This is a genomic window from Neobacillus cucumis, from assembly GCF_002860255.1.
Lineage (GTDB): Bacteria > Bacillota > Bacilli > Bacillales > Cytobacillaceae > Neobacillus > Neobacillus cucumis_A.
In genome coordinates this window covers 25,312-38,624 of the sequence record NZ_PGVE01000107.1, presented here as the reverse complement: position 1 = coordinate 38,624, position 13,313 = coordinate 25,312, and the positions used below count along the sequence as shown (strand labels likewise).

10 protein-coding genes are annotated in these 13,313 nt (G+C 37.3%); 9 read left to right on the top strand and 1 reads right to left on the bottom strand.

From position 1 onward, the window contains the following. Positions 1-43: 43 nt before the first annotated feature. From CVD27_RS26880 to CVD27_RS26855, 5 genes are all read left to right on the top strand, one after another. Positions 44-1,096: an aldose epimerase family protein gene (locus CVD27_RS26880; RefSeq protein ID WP_101652417.1), complete on the top strand. Its 1,053-nt coding sequence runs from the start codon at positions 44-46 to the stop codon at positions 1,094-1,096. Between the two features lie 188 nt (positions 1,097-1,284). Beyond that, the gene (locus CVD27_RS26875) at positions 1,285-2,235 is read left to right on the top strand and encodes a glycoside hydrolase family 43 protein (protein WP_101652237.1); all 951 of its coding nucleotides are present in this window, start codon (positions 1,285-1,287) and stop codon (positions 2,233-2,235) included. A gap of 412 nt (positions 2,236-2,647) precedes the next feature. Further along, on the top strand, positions 2,648-3,622 hold the full coding sequence (locus CVD27_RS26865) for an aldo/keto reductase family protein (RefSeq protein WP_101652235.1): 975 nt from the start codon (positions 2,648-2,650) through the stop codon (positions 3,620-3,622). Positions 3,623-3,673: 51 nt separating this feature from the next. Next, positions 3,674-4,525 (top strand): MBL fold metallo-hydrolase, encoded by an 852-nt coding sequence (locus tag CVD27_RS26860; RefSeq protein ID WP_101652233.1) that lies wholly within the window; start codon positions 3,674-3,676, stop codon positions 4,523-4,525. A gap of 313 nt (positions 4,526-4,838) precedes the next feature. Then, positions 4,839-5,786, top strand: coding sequence for an ArsR/SmtB family transcription factor (locus CVD27_RS26855; protein ID WP_101652231.1), 948 nt, complete (start codon positions 4,839-4,841; stop codon positions 5,784-5,786). A gap of 46 nt (positions 5,787-5,832) precedes the next feature. Here CVD27_RS26855 and CVD27_RS26850 read toward each other — a convergent pair whose 3' ends face one another. Continuing rightward, entirely contained in the window at positions 5,833-8,397 is a 2,565-nt protein-coding gene (locus tag CVD27_RS26850) for a LamG-like jellyroll fold domain-containing protein (protein WP_101652229.1), read from the bottom strand. Positions 8,398-8,830: 433 nt separating this feature from the next. On the opposite strand from CVD27_RS26850, the gene CVD27_RS29020 reads away from it, so the two are divergent. From CVD27_RS29020 to CVD27_RS26830, 4 genes are all read left to right on the top strand, one after another. Then, positions 8,831-9,007 (top strand): hypothetical protein, encoded by a 177-nt coding sequence (locus CVD27_RS29020; RefSeq protein WP_219621338.1) that lies wholly within the window; start codon positions 8,831-8,833, stop codon positions 9,005-9,007. A gap of 585 nt (positions 9,008-9,592) precedes the next feature. Continuing rightward, complete coding sequence (locus CVD27_RS26840) at positions 9,593-11,224, top strand: ABC transporter substrate-binding protein (protein WP_101652227.1); 1,632 nt, start codon at positions 9,593-9,595, stop codon at positions 11,222-11,224. A 197-nt stretch (positions 11,225-11,421) separates the two neighbouring features. Beyond that, entirely contained in the window at positions 11,422-12,279 is an 858-nt protein-coding gene (locus CVD27_RS26835; protein ID WP_101652416.1) for an ABC transporter permease, read from the top strand. A gap of 107 nt (positions 12,280-12,386) precedes the next feature. Continuing rightward, on the top strand, positions 12,387-13,235 hold the full coding sequence (locus CVD27_RS26830) for a carbohydrate ABC transporter permease (protein WP_374703111.1): 849 nt from the start codon (positions 12,387-12,389) through the stop codon (positions 13,233-13,235). Positions 13,236-13,313: the final 78 nt, after the last annotated feature.

The window sequence follows — 13,313 nt, the reverse complement described above, 5'->3', positions numbered from 1 at the left end:
ATATTGGGCCAGGCTGCATTTTATAAAGAAAGGCGGAATCGATATGAAGGTTATTCAAGAGAATTTTGGTCAATTAAATAATCAAACTGTAAATTCTTATACTCTAATTAACGACCATGGTATGGAACTTACTTGTATTAATTATGGTTGTATTATTACTAAAATCATTACTCCTGATCGAAACGGAAATTTTGAAAATATTGTTTTGGGATATGACACCTTAGAGGAATACGTAAAAGGCAGTTACTTCTTTGGAACCATTGTCGGACGTGTAGCTGGGAGAATAAAGGGTGGTTCATTTGAGCTTGACGGTAAAACCTATACCCTGGCAAAAAATGAAAATAACAACCATCTTCATGGGGGGAACAGCGGCTTCGATAAAGTCATCTGGGATGCGTCTGTAATTGAGAATGACCAAGAAGTTAGTGTTCAATTCTCTTATTTAAGCCCTAATGGAGAGGAAGGTTACCCAGGAAATTTAAACGTAAAGGTAACTTATATACTGAATAATCTTAATGAATTAACCATCCATTATTCTGGGGTGTCTGATGAAAAAACTTTATTAAATATGACCAACCATTCCTACTTTAACCTAAGTGGAAATCTTAAGAAGGATATTCTAAATCATTCTCTGTCTATTAAGAGTGAAAAATTCCTGGAATTAAATGATGAATTGCTTCCAACTGGGAAGCTTGTGGATGTTCTTGAGACGCCCTTTGATTTTACTAATGACCGATTAATTCAATCTGGGATTGAATCGGATCATCCACAAAATAAATTAGCAGGTCAAGGATACGACCATCCCTTTGTACTATCAGCCAATCATGACCAGGAAATTATTCTTAAAGATTCTGAGAGCGGCCGTACATTGACCATTGAAACAGATGAGCCTGGGGTTGTTGTTTACTCTGGAAACCAAATGAAATCAGAAGGCGAGATTTACGGTGTACCGTCCTGTAAATACCTTGGCATCTGTTTAGAAACCCAGGGACTGCCTGATGCCATCCACCATCCTAACTTTCCTTCCTGGGTCTTAGAAAAGGACCAAGAGTACACAACCATTACAAAGTATAAATTTGGACTTTTAGACAAATAAAGAGAAATTCAGGTTAAAAAAGTTGAAGGAGCAGGAGGAACAATAATGGAAAGAATCGGCAAGGGAAGTATATTAACCGAAGCTCATCATCTAAGAGATCGTTACACTGCTTTAAAGTTTCTAAATGAGGCTATTAAGGTTAACCATCAAGCCGAAGTAAGATAAAGATAAGAGAAAGGTGATTAACTATGCCTAAGGTTGGAACATTAAATAATCCCATTGTCGAGCAGCGTGCTGATCCTTGGGTATATAAACACACTGATGGATTCTATTATTTCACTGCATCTGTTCCAGAATATGACCGAATTGAGGTTAGAAGATCAGCAACCATTCAGGGGTTAGGTGAGGCGGAACCTGTAGTTGCCTGGAGAAAATATGAAGAAGGGCCAATGAGTGCCAATATATGGGCACCCGAGATCCATTACATGGATGGAAAATGGTATATCTACTATGCTGCAGCTCGAGCAGATGCAATTTTTGATCACCGGATGTATGTGATCGAAAATGAATCGAAAAATCCTTTAGAAGGTCATTGGATAGAAAAGGGTCAGGTGAAAACGGACTGGGAGTCTTTCTCGCTGGATGCTACTAGTTTTGAGCATAAGGGTCAAAGGTATTATGTCTGGGCACAAAGAGACCCTAAAATTGTCGGGAATTCTAATCTGTACATCGCTAAAATGGTGAATCCTTTGACAATTGAAGGGCCACAGATCATGATTACAAAACCTGAGTATGATTGGGAGACGATTGGCTTTTTAGTAAATGAAGGCGCAGCGGTCTTGAAGAGAAACGGAAAAATCTTTATCTCCTATTCCGCAAGTGCGACAGATTACAATTACTGCATGGGGCTCCTTTCTGCCGATGAAAATAGCAACTTATTAGATCCTGCCTCATGGGAAAAATCAGAAACACCTGTCTTTCAAACAAATGAAGAAACAAGCCAATATGGACCAGGACATAATAGTTTCACAGTCTCTGAAGACGGTAGTCAAGATATCCTCATCTATCATGCGCGCAACTACCGTGAAATTGAAGGTGATCCACTATGGGATCCTAATCGCCATACACGGGCTCAAGTTTTTACTTGGAATGAAGATGGCACACCGAACTTTGGCGTTCCGGCTGAAGATGCGAAATAATATTGGATAGCGGACTGCTTGTTTGAAAAGAAGAGGATCATGGTAAATATAACAATAGAAGAGGCCAAAACAAAAAAGGACCTTATTATCGAGCAAAGAGCCGCTCCATGGGTATGCACCGCATGTTTGTGATTAAAAATAAATCCGCAAACCCATTAGAAGGAACATGGGAAGAAAAGGGGCAAATCAAAACTGATTGGGAATCATTTGCCGTAGATGCAACATCATTTGAGCATAATGGCAGATGAATCTAGTAATATTTTAGACCCAATTCATGATGGTACACCTAACTTTGGGTTTCCGAGTTGTATCTATTAATAAAAGTAAGTAGATTTTGGTTCATATCTTCTCGTGATATGAATCTTTTTCTGTAATTGTTAGTTAATATGAGATAAGTTGTGGGGGATGGAAAATGAAATATCGCAGACTTGGCCACAGTGGCTTAAAGGTAAGTGAAATTGGTTTAGGAAGCTGGTTAACATATGGGAAGGCCGTAGCAGATAATACAGCATATGATTGTATTCATAAAGCATATGAATTAGGGATTAATTTCTTTGATACAGCTAATGCCTATGAAGGCGGGAAGGCAGAAGAAGTCCTTGGCGAAGCATTAAAAGCTTATCCAAGGAGCAGTTATGTTGTCGCTACAAAACTATTCTTTCCAATGGGAGATAGGCCAAACGAACGCGGATTATCAAGAAAGCATATCGTTGAACAATGCAATGCAAGTTTAAAGCGGTTAGGCTTAGATTACATTGATTTGTATCAATGTCACCGCTTTGACCCGGAAGTTCCAGTCGAGGAAACCCTATATGCGTTAGACGATTTAATCAGGCAAGGGAAAATATTATATGCCGGTGTCAGTGAGTGGAGTGCCGCCCAAATTGAAAACGCGGTGGGAATCGGTAAGGCAAACCACTTAAGACCGATCATTTCAAACCAGCCGATCTACAATATGTTTGAGAGATATATAGAAAAGGAAGTCCTCCCTGTTTGCGCAGAAAAAGGAATGGGACAAATTGTCTTTTCTCCGTTGGCACAAGGGATTCTAACCGGCAAGTATAAACCTAATACAGAGAAACCAGAAGACAGCCGGGCTGCTAATAATTCAACGAACTGGGTCATTAATAGCTATTTCAGAAATGATGTCCTTGAATGTGTCCAAGAATTAAATAAAGTAGCACAAGATTTAGGCGTCACGCTGAGTCAGCTCGCACTAGCATGGGTTCTTCGTCATCCGAATATTAGTTCAGCCATCATTGGGGCAAGCCGTCCGCAGCAAATTGAGGAAAATGTAAAAGCCGTTAATTTAGTATTATCCCAAGATGTATTGAATGAAATCGAAAATATACTTGAACGGGTAAAAGATTTTGCTCCGTTAAGGTAGAGCACATGTTTTTTTTATTAACCAATAAATTAATAGAAGCAGGTGAATTCTATGGCAGCAATTTATAAAAGTGGTGAAGAATTAATTAACGAGGTAAGCAAGACTAAAGTCTTTGAAGAGTCTGTTTCCTTTTGGAATTTAGGACAAGCAGGTATCCTGCTAAAAGGAACTCATCAGGATGGGCTTATTTGTATTGACCCCTATTTAACCAAAAGTATTGAAGAGAACAATCCTGAGACTGAATTTAAAAGAGCATTTCAACCTGTCGTTGATCCAGGCATGCTACGAGAGCTGGACGGTGTATTAGTTACACACGAACACGATGATCATTTAGATTTACCAAGCATTAAAGAGATTACAAGGGTCTCTCCTGATACTAAATTTGCTCTTCCGGCACCACTTGTCCCTGTAGTGGAAGAACATATAGAAAAGCACAACATACAACCTGCCAAAGATGGTGAATCCTTTAATTTCAATGGATTTAAGATTACTCCCATTCCTGCAGCCCATACGGAATATGAAACAGATTCTCTAGGTAATCACCAATCATTGGGATATTTCTTAGAGGTAAATGGAATTCGTCTTTTTCATAGCGGGGATACACTCGTAACACCCGATCTGATTGATAGAGTCAAAGAATTTAAGCCAGATGTGGCATTCCTGCCTATTAATGGAGGAGACTTTTTTCGTAGTTCACGAGGGATTATTGGAAATATGAGCTTTAGAGAGGCAGTAGACTTTTGTGCAGCAGTTGGAGTAGACCTAATTATTCCCATTCATTATGATATGTTTCCGAATAATAGAGAAAATCCTGCCTATTTTGTTGATTACTTATTTCATCACTATCCTACCCAAAAATTTCACATGATGGTTCCTGGTGAAAGGTTTATTTATCATAAATAAATAAGTTTAAAGGCAATTATTCTAAGTATTTTAGAGCATGCAGAGTTCTGCATGCTCTATTCTTATTGTCAATAGGAGAATTTAGTAGTAATGTAATAATTGTTAATATTTTTATTAAGGCTCTTTTCGTAAATTTTGTTGCCTTTGGACCTTGTAAAGGACCATTTACTAAGTTTAAGTGCAATTTTCGAAAAATGTTCTTACGAAAAGATGCCACGATACATATAGTTATACGGGTCGATGAACTTTTACGAGAAACAGCAATTAATGCAAAAATACCCTTTATTAATGATTATTAAGGTGGAGTATGATTATGAATATAGATATATCCGAGGAGTCACTTCCTGTTTTTGAGGCTCTTGCAAGTAAGGTAAGAATGAAAATTATTCACTTATTGGTTGAACAGCCTCGAAATGTAAAAGAACTCGCACAAAGTTTAGACCTTACCAGTGCCATTATGACCATGCATGTGAAGAAGTTGGAGAAAGCTGGAATCATTCAAACGGAACTCATATCCGGCAAAGGTGGATTGCAAAAAAAATGCTATCTTGTTGTCGAAAAGTTGGAAGTTTTATTTCCTTCTAAGGAACGAGAAATGAAAAAATTCCATGAAACAGAAGTGTCCGTAGGCCATTATACTGACTTTGCCGTTGAACCCACATGTGGAATTGCTACTACGGAGAAAATAATTGGAGAGTTTGACGATCCAAGGTATTTTCTCTATCCTGACCGAATGAATGCAAAGATTTTGTGGTTTGGAAAGGGGTTTATTGAATATAAGCTGCCAAACTTTCTATTAGGCAATCAAGATCCCAATGAACTTGAAATATCATTGGAGCTGTCATCAGAGGCTCCGTTTACGAACAGTAACTGGCCGTCCGATATCTATTTTTACTTAAACAATGTAGCATTAGGGAAATGGACGAGTCCTGGGGATTTTGGAGACAATCGAGGAAAATTTACACCTGATTGGTGGCCAAGTGAAATTAATCAATACGGATTGCTCAAAAGGCTCCGCATCACCTCAGATGGTACCTATATTGATGGCCTTAGGATTTCAGATGTGAGTCTAGATGACGTTCATATTCGTGAAAAGCAATGGACGTTTCGGATTGCCGTCTTAGAAGAAAGTCAGAATGTAGGAGGAGTCACCTTATTTGGAACAGGCTTTGGAAATTATAATCAGGATATTCTTTTCCGGCTTTATTATAGTGATAGTGAATTAACCAAAGGAGAACTAGTCAAAAATTCAAACTTATAAAAAATCGTACGGATAGTTAGGATCCGTACGATTTTTTTGATAAAAACTATTGAGCAGCTTGTGCTAATTTTGTCACTTGTGTTGGAGTTAGGGCACCATTATAGATTTTCAGTTCATCCATTAAGCCTTTGAAAGGGGCATCCCACCAGTTGACTCCTAAACTAAAGCTGGCATTGGCAGTTGTAAAAATATTAGAGAAATTTGTTCCTGTGAACTTTTCAACACCATTGACGTAAACTTTAATCGCGCCGTTATCAACCGTAAAGGCCAAATGGGTCCATTCACCAGTCTTAACCGTTAACCCAGCTGGTGCATCATACCATCTAGCACTTCCTGACCAGACCATCGTATTGCCACCGGCTGGTCCATTTGGAACAAGGCTGACCCAGTTATTAGGATCTGTTGCTCCAAAGAAGGTGGTGGTATACATCGTTAATTGTTCAGGTTTTACCCATAATGAAACAGAATATTGGTTGCTTGAAATGAGCCCATTTGGCAAGCGAATTCCAGATAATCCATTAAATACAGCAGCTTTTCCATTGTGACCCTCGGCAAAAGTAATATTCCCGCCAGTATTATCAATTCGATTACCGGTGATTGTACCTGAGCCAAATGTACCTGTTTGCTCATTGAGGTTATTTTCAAAAGAGTATTGAGCTGCTAAGCCTGCTTCTTTGTATGGAAGCACCTGAATTGTAAAGACTTTTTTATCTGTTACATCGCCTTTCGTAATGGTTGCTGTTAGAGTAGCCGTTACAGGATCTGAACCTGCTTGTGGTCTCGTTATAACGCCAGTTTCCGTTACTACATTGGCATTGGAAGTCTCCCATGAGATCGTTGTGTGGCGGGTACCTTCTGTTGGAAGTGTCACATTAGAAATCACACTCTCCGTGTCACCCAGATTTAAATCCTGGACCACATCTGCTACGGTTTCCTGGTCGGTTTTATCTGCAAGTCTACTTCCCCAAATAGAAATTCCTTCATTTGAAAGCGCAGTAAAAGTCATCAGATTACTTTTTGATACAGGATCCCATTCTCGAACGAATACACCGTTATAGGTTTTGCCATCAATCGTTATTTCCGCTTGGTTATGGCTGGTTTTCTTCCATGTACCAGTTATGTCGCCAGTAATTGTACCATCTTCATTTAAGCGAATAAAACTAGATTTATTAATCGCTGCGGAATAAGCTTTTCCTTGGTTAATATATTTATATTCGCCAATGAGGTCTTGTCTATTCACCTTGTCTAGTGTTTCACCTGTATAGCGGTATGGAGCAACCACTGGCCAGCCGTCTTTATTCATAAACATTTGATGAACACGAACTTCATGATACTCACCTGATTGCGGGAAGCGGCTGTGAAAAACTAAGAATTGCTGTCCTGTTTTCGGATCTAAGTAAACAGAATTGTGTCCTGGAGAAAGATAACCTACACCAATACCGGTTCCAGGATCGCCAACTTTTCGTTCAAATAGGAAGTTACCCATGATTTTATTTCCATACGGGGTATTGGCTACATCACTAGGTAATACAGCATTTTGTTCTGATGCATCTACATAAGGACCATCTGGGCTTTTAGAACGGAACTGTCTCATGTTATAGCCTCCGTCAGCCCCTAACCAGCCATACGTTACATATAAATAATAGTAGTCAGTATTCTTATCATAGATGACATAAGGACCTTCTCCTGATTTATAATAGCCGCCAGCAATCTTGGTTCCAAAATAACGGTCAACTAGACGGCCGTCAGCTGTTTTTCCGTCTTTGCCAGGATAAATCGCCTTACCAGTTTTTTCGTCAATCTGAAGGACAAAAATTCCGCCAGACCAAGATCCATAAGTCATCCATAGCTTTCCATCCTTGTCATAAAAGACAGTGGAGTCAATGGCATTTGGGAAATTATAATTATTATAAGATCCATTTGTATTAAACCATTCATCACTTGGACCTTCTAAGGTGCCGTTGTTTACAAGCTGATTGATGTTTGTATTGGTCCATTTTTTATTTACATTACTGTTGGCATCCTTAGCATCATTTTTGGTAAAACCAGAATAAACGATGGTGTCCACATATTTATAAGGACCTTCAATATTTTGAGATACGGCAAAACCGATGGCAGAACGGATATAGGTAGAGGAAGCACTATAATAAATCATATAGGCACCCTTTGTACCATCTTCATTCACATAGTCTTTATTATAAAACACATCCGGGGCCCAAACAGCAAAGCCGCCTTTACTGTCAGAATCGTTTTCACCCGCCCATTTAAAAGAACCAGCCAGATTCTTAGATAGGTCTCCATATATCTTGTTATTAGGTGTTGTATAACCATTCGTAAAGGTTTGCCAATGAATTAAATCAGTGGATTTGGCCGCCTCAATGTGGGAGCCGAAAACATAAAACGTGTCACCATCTTTTACAATCGATGGGTCATGAACAGATACATTTTGAAAATTTGGGTCTTCCCCTGGGTAGTCAAGGTTTGGTTTATTACTGTTTTCACTCGACTGGGCAGTGGCTTGCTCAGTGGGTTTTCCAAATACTGCGATTGAGATAATTAATAGAACCGCTAAAAACACTAGGGATAATTTTTGAAATATGTGTTTATCCATAATTAAGTCTCCTCACTTTATTCTAAATACAGAAAAACAGCCCAAATTTTTTTGAAATCACCACCTATTTAACTAGAAAGATATCGTATTAAACGCTTACAATAATAATAGTTAATATATGAATTAACAGATTAATATTAATATAAATTAATAAAATACTCATGGGTATTTTATCTTATTTTAATAAAATAGAATATAAAATTTATTTAATTAATATGGTGTGTTTTCAATTTAATTGATATTTTACGAAGAAGATTGGATTGGCTTCTTTTAATTGAGTTAATTTGTTAACATTAACATTTAATTTATAGAGAAGTAGTTTCAAAGATTCTCAAGTTATTGGGCCGATCAACTAGGTTTCTTGGTAGGGGGAGAGTGCGCCTCAGCTCCTTCCTATAGTGATGAGGCTGTTTCGAGATTAACAAGAGAATGGATGGAAATTATTGAACGTGACTATAACCATCCATCCATTGTCACTTGGGTCCCATTAAATGAAAGCTGGGGAGTCCCACATATCAGCTATAATGATCAGCAGAAACGATCAAGTTATTGTAATTTTCAATTGACTCCCCTATTAATTCGAGGGGAGTTTTACTTTGAAAATAACTGAAAGATTTTGATTATAAATTAATAATAGAATTAAACATTTAATATTTTTGTTAATAAAGATATTGACCCGTTAAATAGAAAGCGTTATCATAAGTATAACTTTCATGTATAAAGTCCTGTGTGATTAATCATTTTGTTAATTTCTTTTACTCTGCGATACTTCATAATTTCTTTAACTCTTCTAACTAACATCAAATTTTAACCATTCATCAAAGATTCACCAGTATGTTTATATATATGGCTAATTACTAATTGTTAAACTCTTAACGTATTAAGTAACAGTTTTCGTGAACGTACACAATCCTTTCTTTCTAACAATTCTTATAGATTAAAACCGGTAGTACGTGTCCGTGTCCGTACATAAATAGTTTTATTTTTAATCCGTGTACGTACACAAAATAATAAAGCTATTAAAATTTTTGTATTTTATTCCGTATCTTTCATTTGTTGTATTTCGTGGACGTTTGATAGATTTCGTGTACGTTCACATTACATAAACATTCATCTCAAAGGGGTGACAAGAAGAGGATTTAGGCATTTTTCTTTAACTAGGATTTTCCAAAAAATGAAAAGTGGGGGAAATTACATGAAAAAGAAGAAGGTTTTAAGGGGTTTTATGGCTCTATCCTTATCCGCTACCATATTAGCTGCTTGTTCTAATGACAAAGCATCTAGTGATGGTAAGTCAAGTGGCGGTACAACAAAAGATGGTAAGGTACAATTGACAGCACTTATTACAAAACATCCATTAACACAAGATCTTAAGAAAATGAAATGGTTAGAAGATGTGGAAAAACGTGCCGGTGTGGACATTAAATGGCAAGAGGTAACGGCAGACTGGGATCAGAAAAAGGGAGCACTTCTTGCTAGCGGAGATGTTCCAGACTTAATCATTGGACCGAATGCGATTACGGATGCAGACTTTGTTCAATATAATGGCTTATTTGAAGACTTATCTGATGACATTGATAAGCTCCCAAATGTTGAAAAAATGTTTGAAGCCAAACCAGAAACAAAAGGAATTGCCACACAACTTGACGGGAAAATTTATGGTTTGCCTAAATACCAAAGATTTTGGCCTGCAACAGCTACAAGGCAATTTATCAATCAAAAATGGTTAGATAATCTTGGTTTAAAAGCGCCAACGAACTGGGATGAGCTATACAATGTTTTAGTAGCATTTAAAGAAAAGGACGCTAATGGCAACGGGGATCCAAATGATGAAATTCCTATGGACTTTTCTCCAACTGGAACAGGCGGATTTGGTTTCTTCCAACCGACCGTTCTGTTGGGAAGCACTGGTATAACCATAGGAGAATCCAGCGGCCAAGGCTATTTTGTAGAGAATGGAAAAGTGAAAAACTTTTTAACAGATGAACGTTATAAGGACTTGGTTAAATTCTTAAATAAATGTTATAAAGCCGGCCTAATCAGTAAGGAAGTGTTTACACAGGATTATACTAAATACCAATCTGTTGCCCGTGGCAATGGTGATGTAGCAAAAGTAGGTTATACGTTTGGCTGGGAATTAACAGATAGATTCGGGAACACTTTAGCACCACAATATACTCCTTTGGCTCCGTTGAAGCAGTCAACTGACTCAAATGCCAAATTATCCTGGGCCTATGATTACAATTCTTTAAACTATGGTTCCAACATGATTACATTATCAGCACAAAGTAAAAATAAAGACGCTGCATTGAAGTTTATAAATGAACTTTATGATCCTAAAGTAAGTATGCAAGTACTGTTCGGGTCATTGGGTACAAATATCGCAGATAACGGTGACGGCAGCTATAAAGTATTACCTCCGACAGATTCGAAGATGGATCCAGGTACATGGAAATGGACTTCTACTTGGGCAGATAATGGTCCTATGTATATTGCTGATGACTTGAAGCTTCAGCTTGGTACTGATATGCAATCCGTTGGCAAACAGACCGAACCGCTGATGAATGCTTTAAATGCGGTTGATAAGGATAAAGACCTTTACCCTGGTATGTTTATTAAATACAGCAAAGAGGATAACTCAAAAATGGCTTTAAATAATACCAATCTTATGAATTTGGCTATGCCGAAATATTCACAATGGATCACAAAAGGCGGAATTGATAAAGACTGGGATGCCTATGTGAAAAATGTAGAGAAAACAGGTTTGCCTGAAAACCTTAAGATTATGCAAAAGTATTATGACGATTATAAGAAAAGTCAGAAATAAATAACAGGCTAATGAGATGCTATACCGCATTAAAGGTGGTATAGCATCTTCTAAAATAAAGGAGGTAATATTTTGTGGCCTTTATCAACGCTGAACCAAAAAAAATAAATGAAAATTTATCGGGGCTTGATCGTGTAAGACCAACCAAGAAGGCAAATATATTTAACACATTTAAACGTGACCATCAGTTATGGCTCATGATATTGCCCGCCATTGTTGTTATTGTTATTTTCAATTACATACCGATGTATGGCATCCAGTTGGCGTTCCGCGAATTTGATTTTACGAAAGGTTTTACTGGCGGAGAATGGGTAGGACTTAAGTATTTCGACCAATTTATTCATAACTATATGTTTAAAGATTTAATGAAAAATACAGTCACAATCAGCTTAGCTACCATTATATTAGGTTTCCCGGCACCGATTATTATGGCGCTGATTATCAACCAGGTTTTTTGGAAACGTTGGAAGAAGACATTACAAACAACTGTATATTTGCCGCACTTTATCTCCATGGTGGTTATGGTTGGTTTGTTAAATGTATTATTGTCACCAGAAACAGGAGTTGTTGGCCATTTAATGAAGGCTTTGGGATTCGGAGACATTAATTTATTAGCTTCGGAAAAAACGTTTGTCCCAGTTTATGTTCTTTCAGATATATGGCAGCATGCCGGCTGGAATAGCATTATTTATTTAGCAGCCCTGGCCAGTGTGGATCCACAATTATATGACTCTGCGAAAATTGATGGGGCGAGCAGATGGCAAACCATCAGATATGTAGATTTACCTGCCATTGTTCCTACCATGATCATCCTCTTTATTCTTAGTATGGGAAATATCCTAAATACCGGCTTTGAAAAAATATTCTTAATGCAAAATCCATTGAATCTCCCGGTGTCTGAGGTTATTGCAACCTATGTTTATAAGATTGGTATTATTTCGAGTCAATTCAGTTACTCTGCAGCGATCGGTTTGTTTAATACACTCATTAACTTTATATTCTTGCTAGCTATGAATACCATTGCCAAGAGATTCTCAAATATTAGTTTATGGTAGAAAACATCTGGAATTTACTTAGAAGAATCTTAAGCATGTAAGGAGGGAACGTTATGGCACTTTTTAATAAAAAAGGAAAAACCACTTCAGATATTATTTTTGATTGCATGATTTTGGTGTTTTGTGTCTTGATTTTTTTAATTATTGCCTATCCACTATACTTTGTCATTATTGCTTCTGTTAGTGACTCTACTTTAGTATCTACTGGTAAGGTTCTTCTTTATCCAAAAGGGTTTAGCCTATTCGGGTACAGCGAAATTTTTAAAGATTCAAGAATCTGGGTGGGGTATAAGAATACCATTATCTACACTCTTTTGGGGACTTTTGTTAATTTATTGTTTACCTTACCAGCAGCCTATGTATTATCAAGACAGGAATTTAAAGCTAGACGGTTTTTAATGTTTATATTTGTTTTTACGATGTTTTTTAATGGCGGATTAATTCCTACTTATCTATTAATGAAAGACTTAAATCTAACAAATAATATGTGGGTATTTATCATTCCGTTCTCAGTTAATGTGTTTAATCTAATTATAACCCGGACATTTTTTGAAAGCTCTTTACCGAAAGAATTGTTTGAAGCAGCACAAATGGATGGCTGTACCCATTTTCAATTTTTCGGCAAGGTGGCTTTGCCGTTATCAAAAGCAGTTATATCTGTTGTAGGACTTTATTATTTAGTCGGTCACTGGAATGACTTCTTCACAGGATTGATTTACATTCGTGACTATAGCCTGCAGCCATTGCAAATTGTTTTAAGAGACATTCTTATTTCCAATCAAGTGTTTGCTGAAGGGGCCGGATCTGGTGGTGCCGCAGGCGGTTATGCGCAAAGATATGCGGATCAGATTAAATATGGTGTCATCATTGTTTCAACATTGCCAATCTTATTAGTTTATCCATTTATCCAAAAATACTTTGAAAAGGGCGTCATGATTGGGTCTGTAAAAGGATGACATCCTAGAAACAATACAAGGTGTTTTTTTATATGTTTATAGCTATCGATCCAATCGATAGCTATAAACATATTATTC